The sequence below is a fragment of the Pseudoxanthobacter sp. genome, from assembly GCF_036822375.1.
Classification (GTDB): domain Bacteria; phylum Pseudomonadota; class Alphaproteobacteria; order Rhizobiales; family Segnochrobactraceae; genus Pseudoxanthobacter.
The window spans coordinates 1-17,970 of the sequence record NZ_DAISHT010000064.1 but is presented as its reverse complement, the minus strand read 5'-3'; the positions used below and the strand labels follow the sequence as shown (position 1 = coordinate 17,970).

18 protein-coding genes are annotated in these 17,970 nt (G+C 70.7%); 12 read left to right on the top strand and 6 right to left on the bottom strand.

Going from position 1 to position 17,970, the window contains the following annotated elements; genetic code table 11:
* Window positions 1–595 precede the first annotated feature (595 nt).
* The 6 genes from V7067_RS08415 (at window position 596) to xylB (ending at window position 6,953) form a co-directional block, all read left to right on the top strand.
* Window positions 596–1,435 carry a sigma-70 family RNA polymerase sigma factor gene (locus V7067_RS08415; protein WP_334175446.1) on the top strand — a complete coding sequence of 280 codons (840 nt, stop codon included), beginning with the start codon at window positions 596–598 and terminating at the stop codon, window positions 1,433–1,435.
* Window positions 1,436–1,503: 68 nt separating this feature from the next.
* Window positions 1,504–1,932: a hypothetical protein gene (locus tag V7067_RS08410; protein ID WP_334175445.1), complete on the top strand. Its 429-nt coding sequence runs from the start codon at window positions 1,504–1,506 to the stop codon at window positions 1,930–1,932.
* Window positions 1,929–2,441, top strand: coding sequence for a periplasmic heavy metal sensor (locus V7067_RS08405; RefSeq protein WP_334175444.1), 513 nt, complete (start codon window positions 1,929–1,931; stop codon window positions 2,439–2,441). Before V7067_RS08410 ends, V7067_RS08405 begins: the two co-directional genes overlap by 4 nt.
* Before the next feature lie 231 nt (window positions 2,442–2,672).
* Entirely contained in the window at window positions 2,673–4,436 is a 1,764-nt protein-coding gene (xseA, locus tag V7067_RS08400) for an exodeoxyribonuclease VII large subunit (RefSeq protein ID WP_334175443.1), read from the top strand.
* A gap of 153 nt (window positions 4,437–4,589) precedes the next feature.
* Window positions 4,590–5,432, top strand: a complete 843-nt coding sequence (locus tag V7067_RS08395) for a universal stress protein (RefSeq protein ID WP_334175442.1) — start codon at window positions 4,590–4,592, stop codon at window positions 5,430–5,432.
* Between the two features lie 27 nt (window positions 5,433–5,459).
* Complete coding sequence (gene xylB / locus V7067_RS08390) at window positions 5,460–6,953, top strand: xylulokinase (protein WP_334175441.1); 1,494 nt, start codon at window positions 5,460–5,462, stop codon at window positions 6,951–6,953.
* Between the two features lie 6 nt (window positions 6,954–6,959).
* Here xylB and V7067_RS08385 read toward each other — a convergent pair whose 3' ends face one another.
* Window positions 6,960–7,343, bottom strand: a complete 384-nt coding sequence (locus V7067_RS08385; RefSeq protein WP_334175440.1) for a response regulator — start codon at window positions 7,341–7,343, stop codon at window positions 6,960–6,962.
* A 376-nt stretch (window positions 7,344–7,719) separates the two neighbouring features.
* On the opposite strand from V7067_RS08385, the gene ftsE reads away from it, so the two are divergent.
* The 5 genes from ftsE (at window position 7,720) to V7067_RS08360 (ending at window position 11,625) form a co-directional block, all read left to right on the top strand.
* A complete protein-coding gene (gene ftsE / locus V7067_RS08380; protein WP_334175439.1) occupies window positions 7,720–8,379 on the top strand; it encodes a cell division ATP-binding protein FtsE in 660 nt (219 codons plus the stop codon).
* Window positions 8,376–9,392: an ABC transporter permease gene (locus tag V7067_RS08375; RefSeq protein WP_334175438.1), complete on the top strand. Its 1,017-nt coding sequence runs from the start codon at window positions 8,376–8,378 to the stop codon at window positions 9,390–9,392. The genes ftsE and V7067_RS08375 overlap by 4 nt, the downstream gene beginning before the upstream one ends.
* Window positions 9,393–9,501: 109 nt before the next feature.
* On the top strand, window positions 9,502–10,242 hold the full coding sequence (locus V7067_RS08370) for a YdcF family protein (protein WP_334175437.1): 741 nt from the start codon (window positions 9,502–9,504) through the stop codon (window positions 10,240–10,242).
* 82 nt (window positions 10,243–10,324) lie between these two features.
* Window positions 10,325–11,149, top strand: a complete 825-nt coding sequence (locus V7067_RS08365; RefSeq protein ID WP_334175436.1) for a lysophospholipid acyltransferase family protein — start codon at window positions 10,325–10,327, stop codon at window positions 11,147–11,149.
* Window positions 11,146–11,625, top strand: a complete 480-nt coding sequence (locus V7067_RS08360; RefSeq protein WP_334175435.1) for a GreA/GreB family elongation factor — start codon at window positions 11,146–11,148, stop codon at window positions 11,623–11,625. Before V7067_RS08365 ends, V7067_RS08360 begins: the two co-directional genes overlap by 4 nt.
* Here the strand turns inward: V7067_RS08360 and V7067_RS08355 are convergent, their stop codons facing one another.
* From V7067_RS08355 to V7067_RS08335, 5 genes are all read right to left on the bottom strand, one after another.
* Window positions 11,626–12,402 (bottom strand): GNAT family N-acetyltransferase, encoded by a 777-nt coding sequence (locus V7067_RS08355; RefSeq protein ID WP_334175434.1) that lies wholly within the window; start codon window positions 12,400–12,402, stop codon window positions 11,626–11,628. It abuts the gene before it with no gap.
* A gap of 95 nt (window positions 12,403–12,497) precedes the next feature.
* Entirely contained in the window at window positions 12,498–13,727 is a 1,230-nt protein-coding gene (argJ, locus tag V7067_RS08350; protein WP_334175433.1) for a bifunctional glutamate N-acetyltransferase/amino-acid acetyltransferase ArgJ, read from the bottom strand.
* A 108-nt stretch (window positions 13,728–13,835) separates the two neighbouring features.
* On the bottom strand, window positions 13,836–14,039 hold the full coding sequence (locus V7067_RS08345) for a DUF1737 domain-containing protein (protein ID WP_334175432.1): 204 nt from the start codon (window positions 14,037–14,039) through the stop codon (window positions 13,836–13,838).
* A 54-nt stretch (window positions 14,040–14,093) separates the two neighbouring features.
* A complete protein-coding gene (locus V7067_RS08340; RefSeq protein ID WP_334175431.1) occupies window positions 14,094–14,384 on the bottom strand; it encodes a YciI family protein in 291 nt (96 codons plus the stop codon).
* 169 nt (window positions 14,385–14,553) lie between these two features.
* The gene (locus tag V7067_RS08335) at window positions 14,554–15,498 is read right to left on the bottom strand and encodes a peptidylprolyl isomerase (protein WP_334175430.1); all 945 of its coding nucleotides are present in this window, start codon (window positions 15,496–15,498) and stop codon (window positions 14,554–14,556) included.
* 750 nt (window positions 15,499–16,248) lie between these two features.
* Here V7067_RS08335 and secA point away from each other — a divergent pair.
* Window positions 16,249–17,970: preprotein translocase subunit SecA (gene secA / locus V7067_RS08330; RefSeq protein ID WP_334175429.1), on the top strand; the 1,722-nt coding region annotated here is incomplete at its 3' end.

Genomic DNA, 17,970 nt, shown 5'->3' with positions numbered 1-17,970 from the left:
TTTGCCTTCGGAGGGCAACGCTCTATCCAGCTGAGCTACGGGTGCTGACCGGTCGCGATTTCAGTTTCGCGGCTGTTATGGGGCTCTCTTAGCGGATTGCGACGGGTTCTGCAATCTGTGCGCATCGCAGAACTGGGGAAAGCGGGGGGAAGGGGCAGCGGCACCCGGTGCTGTTGTGCCACGGGAGCGCAAATGTGGCGATGGCCGCGTAGGCGCGGGGTGGCACCGGCGTTTCTGCCAGGACGGATACCGACAGGGTGCGCCGGCAGAGGGTAGCGGTCGGGTTGAGCCGGGAAGCAACGCGGCGCGGCGCCGGTCACGGGGCGGACCGGGTGCCGGAAGAGGGCCGATGGTCTGCGGGCCAGCAGCCGGGGAGCCGTCCAGCAGGTGTCGGAATCCGGGCCGGGCCGGAACCTGAGCCGGGGCCGCGCGCAGTGCAGAACGGTATGAGGCGGATGGTCAGGGGGCGGACGGCACAGCCAGAACAGATGCCGGCAGACAGGCACAGGCATTCACAGGTATGGGCAGACCGGCATGGGCAAGACCGGCATGGGGCCGAGAGCCGACGGGCGGAGGACTGAGGGGCGCGGGACTGGTGGCAGGACTGGTGAGTATGGGCAGACAAATCATCGGTGAACCGGTTTGCGGCCTCTCGCTTGCTGCTTTGTGGCCAACAAGCGGATCCACAATGGCGTTAAAGGCGGACGTACCCGTTGCCGCGTGCGTCGGAACGGGAGAACGGGCCGGCGAGGCAGTTTGGTGGCCGCAGACGATGACAGATCACGACCGCAAGATGCAGGCGCCCGCCCCCGATAATGCCGCTGACGACGATGCCGGCGCGGAAATCCCCGACCACGGCGCCGGGAGCGAAGCCGGGGTCGCCGATCCCGATTTGCCGCTGATCCGCGCGGTGGCGGCGGGCAACGAGCGTGCGCTGCGCGCGCTGCTGATGCGCCATGGCCCGCGGCTCCGGGCGCTGGCCGGCGGCTACAGCGCCGCGGCCGGCGATGCCGACGACGTGGTGCAGGACACCATGTGGACCGTGTGGCGCACCGCCGCCCGCTTTGAAGCACGCGGCGTGAAGGTGGCAAGCTGGATCACGCGAATCGCCGTCAATCGCTGTATCGATCTGGAGCGGCGGCGGCGGATACGCCGTTTCGTCGGGCTGGAGGATGCCACCGATGCGGCCGACCCGGCGATTGCGGCCGATGAAGCGCTGGCGGGCCGCAACCGGCTAGCCGCCGTGCTCGGCGATATCCGCGCCCTGCCGCCGCGCCAGCGGGCGGCAATCCTGATTGCCGCCGGCGGCAACCAGACAACGGCGGATATCGCGGCCAGCCTCGGGGTTTCCATCGGGGCTGCCGAACAGCTGCTGGTGCGGGCCCGCCGCACTCTGCGACAAAACCTCGCCCGGCGTGAGGGGGAAAGCCGATGACTGCGAACAGACAATCGGGCAACGGCCCGGCCGCCGCAACCATGCCGCGGAAGGCATCCGCGCCGGTCATGACTCAGTCGGCCTTCATGGATTTTCTCGATTGCTACGGCGCCGATCCGGCGGGATGGCCGGATGAGGCGCGCGAACCGATCCGTACCACGCTGGCCGCCAGCCCCTCCGCGCAGCGCGCGCTGGAGCGCGCCGGCGCGCTTGAAGAAACGCTGGCCGCCATCGCCGCGCCGCAGCCGCTCGATGCCGCTCTCGTCGGGCGCATCGTCAGCGGCCTGCACGGGGCAAAGCCGCACCGCGAACGCCAGCTGAGGCTCGGCTTCAGCCGCCGTCTCGCGGTTGCGGGCGTGTGGTCGCTGCTGCTGTGCGCCGTGCTGGGCGTGGGTCTCGGGCTGCTGATCCCCGGCCCCGCGGGCAGCGATGGCACGGAAGCCGGGCCGGAGGTGGCCATTCTCGTGCTCGGGTTCGATCCCGGAGACCTGTCATGATCATCCGCACCCGGGCCGCTGTCGCCCTGCTCGCCGCGCTGGGCGTGTCGCTGGCGCTCAATTTCACGGCGGCCGGCTATCTGGCCACGACATGGACCCGCGCGCCGGTGCACAACGGGCCGATGGAGGCCTTCGGCGGCATGATGCGGGCTTTTCCGCCGGAAATGCGCGCCGCCCTGCGGAAGGCTGCCGGTGCCGACCGCGGCGAGATCGGCGCGGCCATCGGCGCCATGAAGGCCGCCCGGCAGGAGACGTTTGCCGCCATGCGGGCCGATCCGCTCGACGTCGACCGCGTTTCGCATGGTTTCATGGTCGAGCGCGAGAAGGCCGAGGCGCTGATCACCCGCGGCCAGCAGACGGTTATCGACGTGCTGAAGACGCTGCCGGCGGATGTGCGGGCGCGCATCGGCACCGGCCGCAGAGACGATGCCCCCTTCCCGCCGCCCGAAGACGGCCCCCCGCCCCCGGATGAGGGACGCGAGCCTGCCGGCCAGCCGCCCCGGCCCTGAACCGCCGGGACGGGAAGCGGGCCGGCCCGCCCCTCTCCTCTCTGGCTCCCTCCTCTCTGGCACCCCCTCTGGCCGGGCGGCCCGCAGGCTGGCACAGTGGCGGGCAAGACAGACCGGAGGAATCGCCCTCCGCGCCGCAGGGGCGTGGAGACAGGGGCCTGGAAACAGGCTCCGCAAGAGCGGCGCACCGGGACCGGCACACCGAGACAGACGCTTCGGGACAGACGCACGATGACCGACGATCCTGCAGCAGCGGCCGGCGCGGGCGCAGCCCGGCCTCAGGGCAACATCGGCGAATTCACCGTTTCCGAAATCGCCTTCTCGGTGAAGCGCACGCTGGAGGATGCGTTCGGCCACGTGCGCGTGCGCGGGGAGATTTCCGGCTATCGCGGGCCGCATTCGTCCGGCCACGCCTATTTCTCCCTGAAGGACGACAAGGCCCGCATCGAAGCCGTGGTGTGGCGGGCCACCTTCCAGCGCCTGCGCTTCCGCCCGGAAGAGGGCATGGAAGTGATCGCCACCGGCCGCCTCACCACCTTTCCCGGCGGGTCCAAGTACCAGATCGTGATCGAGGCGCTGGAGCCGGCCGGCATCGGCGCACTGATGGCGCTGCTGGAGGATCGCCGCCGGCGGCTGGCCGCCGAGGGCCTGTTCGATGAGGGCCGCAAGCGGTCGCTGCCCTTTCTGCCGCGTGTAGTGGGCGTCGTCACCTCACCCACCGGCGCGGTGATCCGCGATATCCTGCACCGCCTTTCGGATCGCTTTCCGGTGCACGTCGTCGTCTGGCCGGTGCGGGTGCAGGGCGAAACCGCGGCCGCAGAGGTGACGGCCGCCATCGACGGTTTCAATGCGCTGGCGCCCGGCGGCCCGGTGCCGCGGCCCGATCTTCTCATCGTGGCGCGCGGGGGCGGCTCGCTGGAAGACCTGTGGAGCTTCAACGAAGAGAACGTGGTGCGGGCCGCCGCCCGGTCGGCGATTCCGCTCATCGCCGCCATCGGCCATGAAACGGACTGGACGCTGATCGACCATGCCGCAGACCGCCGCGCCCCCACGCCGACAGGCGCGGCGGAAATGGCCGTGCCGGTGCGGGCGGAACTGATCGAGGCGGTGGGCGGTGCCGGACGCCGCCTTACCGGTGCCGCGGCCCGGCTGGTGGAAGCGCGCCGCACCGCCCTGCGCGCCGCCGCCCGCGGGCTGCCGCAGCCGCGCGACCTGACGGCGCCCGCCCGCCAGCGCTTCGATCTTGCCACCGCGCGGCTCGGCCACGCGCTGGAACGCAACCGCCAGAACCTGCGCAGCCGCTTCGAGCGCACCGCGGCCCGCCTCTCGCCCGCCGGCCTGCGGCGGGCGGTGATGTTGCGGGCAGAGCGCCTGCAGCTTGCCTCCGCCCGCCTCGGCCACGGGCTGGAACTGACCCGTCAGAGCCTGCGCGGCCGGCTGGAGCGCACCGCGGCACGGCTCTCTCCGGCGGGCCTGCACCGGGTGCTGGCCCAGCACCGCGCGCGGCTGGCGCAGGATGCCGCGCGCACCGCCGGCGGCCTTGTGCGCCTTGTCATCCTGCGGCGCGCCGAACTCGGCCGCCTCTCCCGCCGGCTCGATCCGGCCCGCCTGCGGCGCGCCGAGGAAGAGCGCCGCCGCCGGCTCGGCGATGTCTCGGCCCGTCTGGTGCGCGCCCATGCCGGCGCGCTGCAGCGCGCCGAAGCCCGGCTGGCCGGGGCCTCGAAACTGCTGGAAAGCCTGAGCCACAAGGCGGTGCTGCGGCGCGGCTTCGCCATTGTGCGCAACGAGGCCGACCACCCGGTGACGCGCATTGCCATGGCAGTGGCCGGCGCGGCGGTGACGGTGGAAGTCAGCGACGGGCGCTTTGCGGCGCTGGTCGCCGGCAGCGCGCCGCCGGAACTGCCGCCGGCCGTCCCGCCCGCCCGGCAGCCCGCCACCCGCCCGCGGCGGCCCCGCTCTCATGACGGCGACGAGGATCAGGGCAACCTGTTTTGATCCGGCCGCCGGCGAAAAAATGCGTTGAAACAACGACGGATCGGGGCCGGGGCGGCATTTTGGCTCTCCGGCCGCCCGAAAGCGCGGCATACTGCGGCCGCTTCGTATACCGGCCGGCGCAACGGGCCGGACGGCCCCGCTGAGGAAATCGCGATGAGTGTCGCTCCCCTGAACGTCAAGGACATCCTTGCCATCATCGATCTCGACGGCAAGCAGCCCGCCGCCCGGCTCGCCGCCTCGCTGGCGGCCCAGTCCGGCGGCCACGTCACGGGGCTGGCGCCGGTGGCGGATTTCGTCAGCCCGGTCTATGTCGGCGGGCCCGTGCCGGTCGACATGATCGACGAGGCCCGCGATGTTGCGGAGCGCCGGGCCGGCACGGCCGTCAGGACTTTCGAGGCCATTCTGGCGGAAACCGGGGCCAGCGGCTCCAGCGCCACCTTCTCGCTGATCGAGGGCGAGGACAGCGGCCTCGTCGCTGCCGCCCGCCTTGCCGATATCGCCATCGTCGGGCAGGACGATCCCGATGCCATGGAGCCTGCCCGCGAAGCGCTGATCGAAACGCTGCTGCTGGAGGCCGGCGCGCCCGTTCTGATCACACCGCGGGCCTTCGCCGGCCCCTACCTGCTCGATACCGTTCTGATCGGCTGGGATGGCAGCCTCACCGCTTCGCGCGCCGTGCGCGCGGCGCTGCCGCTTATCGCCGCCGCCGGCAAGGTGCGCGTGGCGGTGGTGGATTCCGGCCGTGGCCTTGGCGAGGAAGCCGGCGCCAGCCTCGCCCGCCACCTGCGGCACCACGGCCATGTGGTGGAAGTGGAGCGCATCGCCTCCAAGGGGCGCGACGTGGCGACAACCCTGCTCGACCATGCCGCCCACAGCACGGCCAATCTCATCGTCATGGGCGGCTACGGCCACAGCCGCCTGCGGGAGTTCATCCTCGGCGGCGCCACCGCCGACATGATGCGCGCCATGACCGTGCCGGTGCTGATGGCCCACTGAGGCCGCCGGTCCGCCGGGGCCGCCGCCATGGCGTGCTATCTGGGCCTCGATCTCGGCACCTCGGCTTTGAAGGCGGTGCTGACCGATGGCGCCGGGCAGCCTGTGGCCGCGGCCGGCGCAGCGCTGACAACCCGCCATCCCGGCCCCGGGATGGCCGAGCAGGATCCCGAAGACTGGTGGCAGGCCCTGCTGGCGGTGATGGCGCAGTTGCGCCGCGCCGATGCGGCGGCTGTCGCCGCCATCCGCGCCATCGGCCTTTCCGGGCAGATGCACGGCGCCTGCCTTGCCGGACCGGAGGGCACGGCGCTGCGCCCGGCGCTGTTGTGGAACGACGGACGCGGAACGGCGGAAGCCGCCGTGCTGGCCGCCCGTGTGCCTGCGGCGGAGAGCATCGCCGGGGCGAAACCGTCGGCCGGGCTGATGGCGCCGAAGCTGATGTGGCTTGCCGCCCGCGACCCGGCGCGCTTCGCACAGGCCCGCTATCTGCTGGCACCCAAGGATCTTCTGCGGCTGCGCCTGACCGGGGAGGCCCTGACGGACCCGTGCGATGCCTCCGGCACGCTGCTTTTCGATCAGGCCCGGCGGGCGTGGTCACCGCAGCTGACTGCGGCGGCAGGCATCGACCCGCGGCGCCTGCCGGCCATTGTGGAAGGCAACGCCCCGGCAGGGCGGCTGAAGCCCGCGCTCGCCGCAGCGTTCGGCATCGCGGCGCCGCCCGGCGGCGTTCTCGTCGCCGGCGGCGCGGGCGACGGTGCGGCCGGCGCGATCGGCCTCGGGCTGGTGCGGCCCGGCGAGGGCTTCCTGTCGCTTGGCACGTCGGCCCAGATTTCGGTCGCGCTCGACCACTATGCCCCGGCACCCGGACGCGGCCTGCAGACCTTTGCCCACGGGCTGCCCGGCCGCTGGTACCGCGCCGCAGCGCTGATGAACGGCGCCGGCGTGCTGGCCTGGGCGGCAACCGTTGCCGGCCTGTCCGGCCCCGCCGAGGCGCTGGCGCTGGTGGAGGCCGGCTACACGGGCCCGGGGCAGCTGTTGTTCCTGCCCTACCTTTCCGGCGAGCGCACGCCGCTGGAAAATCCCGCGGCCCGCGGCGTGCTGTTCGGCCTCGATACCGCAACCGACCGTCGCGCGATGCTGCAGGCCGTGGTGGAGGGAATCACGCTGGCACTGGCCGACGGTTTTGCCGCTTTGCAGGCGGCCGGCCCGGTGCCGGCGGCGCTTTCCGTCGTGGGGGGTGGTGCGGCCGGCGATTTCTGGTGTCGTCTCATCGCCGCCGCGCTCGGCTGCCCGCTCCGCCGCCACGCCGGCGATGCGGCGGCGGGACCGGCCCTCGGCGCCGCGCGGCTGGCCATCATGGCGGCCACCGGGGCCGGCGAGGCCGAACTCTGCCGGCCGGCGCCGGTCACCGCCACCTTCGCGCCCGACCCGGCGCTGGCGGCGGCCTTCGCGGCCGCGCAGCGGCGCTATCGCGCGCTCTATGCGGCGGTGAAGACGGAATTCAGCGCAGAGAACGAAGGCTGAGCCGCTTCAGGCCGCCGAACGGCGCGGCTGGCGCAGGGCGCGCGACACGGCATGGCGGAAGTCGGCGAGCGTGAACGGCTTCGGAATCACCTCCAGCACCACGGTGCGCAGCTCCTCTGCCGCTTCGCGGCGGTCGGCATAGCCGGTCATGAGCACGATGGGCAGGTCGGCATGGCGGGCGCGGGCGGCGTGGGCCAGCGCGATGCCATCCATCTCCGGCATGATGATGTCGGAAACCAGCAGATCGAAGCTGAACTCCATGTGCTGCAGCGCGGCCAGCGCATCAAGACCGTCGCAGGCCTCGATCACGGCGTGGCCATCCAGCTCCAGCGCGCGCCGGATGAAGGTGCGGACCGAGTCATCGTCCTCCGTCAGCAGGATGCGGGCCATGGGCATGCTCCTCGACCGGGCATCCTGCAAGCCGGCAGGAATGCCTTCAGCAACAGACCGGCCGGCAGCAGGCAGCCCCGCGGGCCTGCCCCTGCTCGCGCGACCCTTGCGAACAATGCTATTCGAAGGGAAGCGGCGCGGAAGGGCAAGGGCCTTGCCGGCCATCGGCGGCAAAGACATGAAAATTCCGCGTCTTTGCGCTGCTATCACTGCCCTGAAGGCGTTAACGGCCGGCGAATCGAGCCCCCTTCCCGCACCGCTCTGCCGGGGTGGATGGCGCTATCGTTAACGCCGGTTCAAGAAACGGGCGGCAATTGTGCGCATTGGTGCGGCGTGCCGGCCGGCCGGCGAAGGCTCGCGAGGGAGAGTGTCGAGGGTGATCCGTTTCGAGAATGTCGGACTGCGCTACGGCATGGGACCGGAGGTGCTGCGCGACCTCAATTTTCACATCCCCGCCCGCTCGTTCCAGTTTCTCACCGGCCCTTCCGGGGCCGGCAAGACCACGCTCATCCGCATGCTGTTCCTGTCGCTGAAGCCGACGCGGGGCCTGATCCGCCTGTTCGGGCGCGACGTTTCCTCCGCGCCCAAGAGCGAGTTGCCGGCACTGCGGCGGCGCATCGGGGTGGTGTTTCAGGATTTCCGCCTGCTCAACCACCTGACCACCTACGAGAATGTCGCGCTGCCGCTGCGCGTTCTGGGGCGCGACGAGGCGAGCTATCGCCACGATGTGGTGGAACTGCTCGGCTGGGTCGGCCTCGGCGAGCGCATGCATGCCTATCCGCCGGTTCTTTCCGGCGGCGAGAAGCAGCGCGTGGCCATCGCGCGCGCCCTCATCACCCAGCCGGAAGTGCTGCTGGCCGACGAGCCGACGGGCAATGTGGACCCGCCGCTCGCCCGCCGCCTGCTGCGGCTGTTCATCGAACTCAACCGGCTGGGAACTGCCGTGGTCATCGCCACCCACGATATCGGCCTGATGGATCAGGTGGATGCCCGCCGCCTCGTGCTGGCCGACGGCCGGCTGGAGATTTCGCAATGAGCGCCGCACCGCAGCAACCGGCCCCCGGCGCGCAGGCCGGTCGTCGCCTGCCCGGCGTGCCCGCGCTCGACCCCGCCGCCGCGGCGCCGAAGCGCCGCCCGTTCGGCCGCCGGTCGCGCGCCGGGCTGGCGCCCATTGTGCCCGCCGCCACCGTGCCGGGCCGCGCGCTGATCCTCGTGGTCGCCATCATGTGCTACCTCGCCTGCCTGACGGTTGCCGGCGTCGGCATCGTGGAGGAAGCGGCCAGCGACTGGAGCCGCGACCTGAACCGCGAGGTCACGATCCAGATTCGCCCCCTCGACGGCGTCGACATGGGCGCGGCGCTCGATAAGGCGGTGTCGCTGGCCGAAGGCACGCCCGGCATCGGCACGGCCCGGGTGCTTTCCGCCGACGAGACCCGCGCCCTGCTGCAGCCGTGGCTGGGCAGCGGCCTCGATCTGGAAGCGCTGCCGGTGCCGCGTCTCATTGCCGTCGATGTCAGCGACCCGGCGCGGGCCGATCTGGCCGGACTGTCGGCCGCGCTCAGCCGCGATGTCCGGGGGGCGAGCCTCGACGATCACTCCGTCTGGAGCAGCCACATGGCCGCCATGGCCGCCAGCGCCGTTGCCGCGGGCTTCGCGATTCTCGTGCTGATGATGACGGCCATGGTGCTGTGCGTGGTGTTCGCCACCCGCGCCGCCATGGCTGCCAACCGCGAGGTGGTGGAGGTGCTGCACTTCGTAGGGGCGGAAAACCGCTTCATCGCCCGCGAGTTCCAGCACCATTTCTGGATGCTCGGCCTCAAGGGCGGGCTGGCCGGCGGCGCGCTGGCGCTCGTCACCTTCCTCGGCCTGTCGCTGTCGGGCCGCAGCCCCGCCTCGCCCGCGGCCGATCAGGCCCACGCCCTGTTCGGCACGCTTTCCATCGGCTGGCCGGGCTATGTCGCCACCCTCGCCATTGCGGCGCTGGCTGCGCTGCTGGCCGCCTGGACCTCACGGCTGGCCGTGCATTCGCATCTTCGCCGGCTGGCGTAGGCAGACGCGACCGCGCGAATTCGACCCGGTCGATTGTGACGCCTCGTCTCAGCCGCTTTCGTGCGATAAACTTAACTTTATGTCGGTGCTCGGTCAGCAAAATGGCGTCATGACGCCTTCGGAAGGACGACCCGGGCGGCTGCGTCTCGTCCGGCGCGGCCCGCTGCGGCCGGCCGGCACACGCCGCACCGGCCCGGTGCGCCGTTTCGGCCGCACCGTCAGCCTGTTGGCGGCCGTGCTGCTGGTGGGCGGAATGGTCTGGCTGTGCACCGATTTCCTCCGCTTCGTGGAAACGGTTGCCACCGTGTCGCGCCCGGAAGGCGGCAAGGCCGATGCCATCGTGGTGCTGACCGGCGGCAAGGAGCGCATTCCCGGCGGGCTCGACCTGCTGCGCGACGGCCGGGCCGAGCGGATGCTGATTTCCGGTGTCGGTTCGCGTGTCAGCGAGCATGCGCTGCTGGCCCGCGCGCCCAGCGTGGCGGCCGGCCTTGCCGACTGCTGCATCGATATCGGCTACAAGGCCGCCAACACCATCGGCAACGCCGATGAGGCCCGCGCGTGGGCCGAGGCGCGGGGCTTCCATTCGCTGTTCGTCGTCACCAGCGCCTATCACATTCCGCGCACGCTGGCGGAGTTCCAGCAGGCGCTGCCGGGGCGCGAGCTCATTCCCTGGCCGGTGCGCGACGAAGCCGTGAACATGAAGCACTGGTACGACCGGCCGCGCACGGTGAAGGTGCTCATCCGCGAATATCTGAAATATCTGGCGGTGCGCATCCGCCTTGCCGCCGAGCGCGCCGGGCTGGTTGCCCCCGCCGTTCCGCCGGCGATGCGGCCGGCCGGGCACGGCTGAAGCAACATTCCTGCGCGCCAGCCGCCGCAATCCGCTATAAGGGCAGGCGAAATCGTCTCCCTGCTGCCCGCGCCCGGACCCCATGCTGCCGATCCGCTCCGCCCTCTTCGTCGTCGTGTTCTATCTGCTGATGGTGACCTGCCTGCTGGTCTGCTGGCCGTTCTTCTTCCTGCCCGGCCGGGCGCCCTGGCGCATCGTGGTGGGCTGGGCGCGGGTCAGCCTGTGGCTGCAGCGCTGGCTCGCCGGCACGAAGGTCGACTATCGCGGCCTTGAGAACATTCCCGAAGGCGGCGTGCTCATCGCCGCCAAGCACCAGTCGATGTGGGAGACCTTCGCCCTCATCCCGGTGCTGAAGAACCCCACCTACGTGCTGAAGAAGGAATTGCTGGATATTCCGGTGTTCGGCTGGTGCGCCCGGCGCATGGGCATGATTCCGGTCGACCGCGCCGGCGGCCGCAAGGCCATGATCGCCATGTGCGACGATGCCCGCGCCGCCATCGCACGCGGCGAGCAGGTGATCCTGTTTCCCGAAGGCACACGGCGGCCGCCCGCTGCGCCGCCGGCCTACAAGGTGGGTGTCGCCTTCGTCTACGATCGCGGTCAGGGGCCGTGCGTGCCGGTGGCGCTGAACTCCGGCCTGTTCTGGCCGCGCCGCTCGTGGATTCGCCGGCCGGGAACGGTGGTGGTGGAATTCCTGCCCGCCATCGCCCACGGCCTCGATCGCGGCGCGTTCCTCGCCCGCCTTGAGCACGATATCGAAACCGCGTCCGACCGGCTGGTCGGCGAGGCGCTGGCGGCCCGCAATCCGCCCCCGGTGCCGCCGGACTATGCCCGCCGCCTGCGCGAGGGCGCTCTGCAGCCCGCCCCCGCCACCGAACGCCGCCAGCCGCGGAGGGAAGCGCCGTGAGCCGGGCTTTCGTAAAAGAATCCGACGGGGCCGACGACCTGCCCGAACGGCCGGTGCCGGAGGGGCGCAACCTCGTCACCCGGCGCGGTCTGGCGCTGATCGAGGCGGAGATTGCCGCAGCGCGCGAGGCGCTGGCCGCGGCCGGCTCCTCGTCCGACCGGGCACTGGCCGCCCGTGCCTCACGCGATCTGCGCTACTGGACCAGACGGCGCCAGAGCGCCGAGCCGGTGGATGCGCCCGCCGGGGGAGCCGACACCGTGATCTTCGGCGCGCTGGTCACGCTGGAGGCCTCCGACGGCACGGTGCGGCGCCTGCGCCTCGTCGGCGCCGACGAGGCCGATCCGGCGGCAGGGCGCATTGCCTGGTCCGCACCGCTCGCCCGCGCGCTGATCGGCCGCGAAATCGGCGACGAGGTAACGCTTGCCGGCCAGCCGGCTGAAATCGTGGCCATCGATACCACCCCGGAACCGGCCTGATCAGGCCGGCCGGCGGCGATAGTGATAGCGATAGACCTCGGCAAAGCCGAGCCGCGCGTAGGCCGCTGCGGCGCCGGTATTGGCGGTTTTCACCTGCAGCCATCCGGTGGTGGCGCCGTGCGTGCGGGCATGGGCCAGCGCCGCGCGCACGGCGCGCGTGCCGTGGCCGGCGCGACGGGCATCGGCGGCGGTGATCACCTCGAAAATGCCGGCCAGCGGACCGTCGATCACCGTCAGCGCCGCGGCCACCGGCCGGCCGCCGGCCTTTGCCACCGCCAGCACCGCCGGCAACGCGATACGGCCGAGAATGGCAGCCAGCAGCCCGCCAAATTCCGGCGCCTCGCCGCCGAGGGCCACGAGCCTGTCGGCATAGGCGGCGCGCTCTGCGGGCGCGGCTTCCATCAGTTCGATCTCGCCTTCCGGCGCAGACTGCGCCAGCGGGGCGAGCGGAGCCGTCAGCACCCGCGTTTCCTCAAAGGCGCGGAAGCCGGCGGCATCGAGGGCACGGTCGAGTTCGGCCGGCATCAGCGGCGTCCAGCGCACCACCGGCTCGGCGCCGAGGCGACGGCAGGCTGCCATCATTGCAATCAGCCGCTGCGGCGCGTTCTCGCCATCGGCCGGGTCCAGCACGCTCAGCGAGTTGGCCCGGCGCGACGGATGGCCCGGGGTGAGCCGCAGGAACCACGCACCGTCCTTGACGAGAAAGGCGCCCGGCCAGGAATTGATCGTCGCATCCTCCAGCCGGCGGATGAGTTCCTCGTCGCGTGCCTCGGCCATCGGGCCCCTCCCCGGCGCCGGCAGGCCATCCGGCGCGGGCCTGCCGCGCCGGATGGCCTGTGCCGGACCTCGTCGTTACCGCGCGGGCGCGGCGGTCAGCTGCGATAATCGCCGTTGATGGCGACATATTCCTTGGTCAGGTCGCAGGTCCACACCGTGGCTTTGCCGCGGCCGAGACCGAGGCCGACGCGGATGGCGATTTCCGGCTTCTTCATCGCCGCCGAGGCGGCCTCTTCCGAATAATCCGGATCGCGCGCGCCATCGACCGCCACGCGCACATCGCCGAACCAGATCGAAAGCCGGTCGCGCTCGGCCGGCTCGCCGGCCTTGCCGACCGCCATCACGACGCGGCCCCAGTTGGCATCCTCGCCCGCGCACGCGGTCTTCACCAGCGGCGAATTGGCAATCGAGAAGGCGATTTTCTTCGCCGACTTCGCCGACGTCGCACCCTCAACCGTCACGGCCACGAACTTTGTCAGCCCCTCGCCGTCCTTGGCCACGCTGTGCGCAAGCTCCAGCGTCAGCGACGCGAGCGCCTTGCGGAAGGCGGCAAGGCGGCGGTCGCCGGTCTCCGTCACCGGGGCGACGGGCGCCTGCCCGGTGGCGAACATCAGCAGGGTGTCGGAGGTGGAGGTATCGCCGTCGATGGTGATGGCGTTGAACGAGGCATCCGCCGCCTTCGCCAGCAGCGCCTGCAGCACCGGGGCGGCAATGGGCGCATCGGTGGCAATGAACGACAGCATGGTCGCCATGTTCGGCGCGATCATGCCGGCCCCCTTGGCGATGCCGTTGATGGTGACCGGCACGCCGTCGATCTTCACCGTGCGGGTGGCGACCTTGGGGAACGTGTCGGTGGTCATGATCGCACGGGCGGCGTCCACCCACGGCCCGTCGGAAAGGCGGGCGGCGGTATCGTCGAGCACGGCCTCGAACTTGGCGGGATCGAGCGGCTCGCCGATGACACCGGTGGAGGCGAGGAACACCTCCGCGGGCGTGCAGCCCAGCGTGCGCGCCACGGCCGCGGCCGAAGCGCTGACCGTCTCGCGGCCCTTCATGCCGGTGAAGGCGTTGGCATTGCCGGAATTGACCAGCAGCGCGCGCGCCTGCCCGCCGGCAAGGTGCTCGCGGCACCATTCCACCGGCGCGGACGGGCACTTCGTGGTGGTCAGCACACCGGCAACCGTGGTGCCCGGCGCAAACAGCGCCAGCAGCACGTCGGTGCGGCCCTGATATTTGATGCCTGCGGCGGCGGTGGCGAACGTCATGCCGGCAAGCGGCGGAATGGCGGGCACCGAAACGGGCGCGAAGGGAGAGAGATGGGCCATGGCAAGCCTCCGGGAAAAGCCGGTTTGTCCTTTGCCCGAGAGCGCGGCGGCGCACAAGGGCGGCCACGCGGCAAAGAACCCCTGAAATGACGGCGGGCGGGCGCGGGGTCAGTAATCCGACAGGCGGATATCGTCGCTGTAGTCGCCCGCGACCTCCTTGATCACCGCCTGTCCGCAGATGACACGGCCCTGCACGGGATCGAAGGTAAGCGCGGGCGAGCCCTGAAGCTGCCAGCCGTTGCTGAGGGCGGCACTGACGCGCTTGCAGAAGCTGGCATCATCCGGGCCGGTGAGAAAACGATAGAGACGCATGACGGCACTCCGCAGCGGACGGACGGCAGAACGGACGGAACAGGCCCGGCCGGCTCAAAGACCGACGAGGCCGGTAAAGCCCTCGGCAGCGCGGGTGGTGGTGAAGGCCGTGAGCGCCACCTCGGCAAGATCGAAGCGCACGAACGGGTCCTCGGCCAGCACCGCGCGCAGCGCCGCCTCGTCGTCGCCGCGGGCGAGAATCACCCCGCCGGTGCGCGGCACGCGGCGCCCGGCGGCAATCAGCGTGCCGTCGGCAAAGCGCCGCTCCAGAAAGGCAACGTGTTCCTCAAGATGCGCCTCGATCTCGGCGAGCGGCACCTTGTAGGTGAGGGTCACGACAAACATCGGCAGAACCGGCCATTACAGAGGGGAAAGACGGAAAGCGGATGCGGGAACGGCAGGGACGGGCGCCGCCGGGACGGCAACGGGGCCGCGGCAGAAGCCGCGACCCCGCAGAAGGCGTTGACGCAACCGGCGCCCGCGGCCGCCCGCAGGCGGCGCGGCACCGGCCGGCTCACTTCGCCGGAACAGCCGCAGGAGCGGCGGGGGCCGCACCGGCCGCAGGCGCCGCCGGCTTCACGGACGGGTCGATGAAGTCGATCTTGGCAGACTTGCGCAGGTCGGCCAGCAGCGCCTCGTACTTGTCGCGCAGCACCACGTCGCGCAGCTGGTCCTTGACCTGATCGAAGGACGGCGGCTGACGGTCGCGCTTGTCTTCGACCCGGATCACATGCCAGCCGAATTCGGTCTGCACCGGCTCCTTGGTGAAGGAACCGATCTCAAGGCCCATGGCGGCCTTCTCGAAGGCCGGCACCATCTGGCCGGCACCGAAATAGCCCAGATCGCCGCCCTGCGCGCCCGAACCGGTGTCGATCGACTTTTCCTTGGCGATCTTGGAGAAGTCAGCGCCCTTCTCCAGCTGCTTGATGATCTTTTCCGCCTCTTCCTTGGTCTTCACCAGAATATGGCGGGCGTGAACTTCCTGCTGCTTCGGCAGCTTGGCGATCTCGGCGTCGTAGCGGGCCTTCAGATCGGCATCGGTCACGGTCTTGGCGATGTCGTCGGTGAGGTAGGCATTGCGCAGCGCGCGGGTGCGCAGGAACGCCAGACGCTGCTTGAACGCCTCGGTATCGGCGATGCCGGCCTGCTCGGCCTTCTGCGACACCAGCACCATGTCGACCAGAACGTCGGTCAGGATGGGGCGGCGCTGGTCGGCCGGCACGCGGGCCAGCTGCTCGCCGAAGTCCTCGCCCACATAGCCGAGATCGGCCTCGGTGATCTTGACGCCGTTGACCGTGGCCACCACCGCGGTCGGGTCCTTGGCCGGGGCCGCGGCAGAAGCGGCGGGCTTGGCCGCGCCGGCATCCTGCGCCAGCGCCACGCCGGCAAGGCTGGTGGAGAGAACGAGCGCCGCGGCCAGCGGGCGCACGGCATGGCGGAAGGTAGCCTTGAGGGACATGGGAATTCCGGTTTCCAATGGGCGGGCCTGCGCCCGCCATTTGAGGGATGGGTGCCGCGAGGCACCCGGAGGAGCGCTTCCCTGCAGAAGGCCGCCGGCCTGCAGGCCAGCCCCTGTGCGGGTCAGCCCCCTGCGGCGCGGCGGTGTCTTCCGGCTTCGCCGCGCCCCGGCCTGAGCGGAACGCTGGCAGAGCGCGCGGGGCACCCCGGATTCAAGAAACGTCTTCGCCTTGCAGAACCCGCCCGGCCTGCCGGCCGCACGCGACGGCCGGACCTGCCGGCAGATCCGTATTTCGTTCAACCGGCCCGGCCTGTCAGCCAGCCGGCCCCGGCCTGTCAGCTCCGGCCGCCCGCCCCCTGCCCGCCCGCCGCAACCGGTGCGGGCCGGACGACAGAGAGCCGGAGAAGCGGCCGGGTCCTGTTAGGGCACCCGACTTCGGCAAAATCAGGACCATCCACAACCGGCCCCGGCCGGCAGGACGCTGCGGACCGGAACCCTGCGGACATTGTCGGAAACTGCCGCCGTTGACAACATCGGACCCCGTTCTTATGTCTCCCCGCGGGCCGGCATCAACAGTCGCGCATGCGCGCCGTCATGGCACCTGCCCCGGGTTCCGGCCGCACTCGATCCCGCAGCGCCGGCCCGGCCCGCTCCGGCGTCCTCCGGCCGGGCGGACGTTCAGCACGCGGATCGTAAAACCGGAGACGGGCGGGCAGCCCTCATCGCCTGCTCCGAGAGGAACACAAGCTCATGGGTCTCGGCGCTCTTGCCCGCAAAATCTTCGGGTCGGCCAACGACCGCAAGGTGAAGGGCTACCGCTCGCGCGTGGCGGCCATCAACGCGCTGGAAAGCGAAGTTCAGGCCCTCAGCGACGACGACCTGCGGGCCCGCACCGTCGCCTTCCGCGAGCAGCTTGCCGGCGGCGCCAGGCTCGACGACCTGCTGGTGCCTGCCTTCGCCACGGTGCGCGAGGCTTCCCGCCGCATCACCGGACAGCGGCATTTCGATGTTCAGCTCATCGGCGGCATGGTGCTGCACGAGGGCAAGATTGCCGAAATGCGCACCGGCGAAGGCAAGACGCTGGTCGCCACCCTGCCCTGCTACCTGAACGCGCTGGCCGGCAAGGGCGTCCACGTCATCACCGTCAACGATTATCTGGCCCGCCGCGACGCCGCCAACATGGCGCGCATCTACGGCTTCCTCGGGCTCACCACCGGCGTCATCGTCCACGGCCTCAACGATCAGGAGCGCCGCGCGTCCTACGCTGCCGACATCACCTACGGCACCAACAACGAGTTCGGCTTCGATTATCTGCGCGATAACATGAAGTACGAGACCGGCTCGATGGTGCAGCGCGGCCATGCCTATGCCATCGTCGACGAGGTCGATTCGATCCTCGTCGACGAGGCGCGCACGCCGCTCATCATCTCCGGCCCGCTCGACGACCGGTCCGATTTCTACAACACCGTCGATGCCTTCATTCCGCGCCTCGTCGCCGAAGACTACGAGGTCGACGAGAAGCAGCGCACTGTCTCGTTCACCGAAGCCGGCAACGAGAAGCTGGAGCAGGCGCTGGCGGAAGCCGGCCTGCTGAAGACCGGCGACCTCTACGACATCGAAAACGTCACCGTGGTGCACCACCTGCAGCAGGCGGTGCGGGCCCACAAGCTGTTCCAGCGCGACCGCGACTACATCGTGCGCAACGGCGAGGTCGTCATCATCGACGAGTTCACCGGCCGCATGATGCCCGGCCGGCGCTATTCCGACGGCCTGCATCAGGCGCTGGAAGCCAAGGAACGGGTGCAGATCCAGCCGGAAAACCAGACGCTGGCCTCCATCACCTTCCAGAACTATTTCCGCATGTACGGCAAGCTTTCGGGCATGACCGGCACCGCGGCGACCGAGGCCAACGAGTTCCTCGACATCTATAACCTCGAAGTCATCGAGATTCCGACCAACCTGCCGGTGCGCCGCGTCGACGACGACGATGAGGTTTACCGGACCGTCGGCGAGAAGATCAAGGCGGTGGTCGAGCTGGTGAAGGACTGCAAGAGCCGCGGCCAGCCGGTTCTCGTCGGCACCACCTCCATCGAGAAGAGCGAGCAGCTGGCGGCCGAACTGCGCAAGGCCGGCTTCCACCAGCGCGACCTTTCCAAGCCTTTCGACCCGCGCCCGCCGGCAGCCGACGATTTCGTCTTCCAGGTGCTGAACGCCCGCTACCACGAGCAGGAAGCCTACATCATCGCTCAGGCCGGCGTGCCGGGCGCGGTGACGATTGCCACCAACATGGCCGGCCGCGGCACCGACATTCAGCTCGGCGGCAACGCCGAGATGCGCATCGAAAAGGAACTGGGCGAGCTGCCGGACGGACCGGAGAAGGAAGCCCGCGCGCAGGCCATCCGCGACGACATCGCCGCGCTGAAGGAAAAGGCGCTGGCCGCCGGCGGCCTCTATGTCATCGGCACCGAGCGC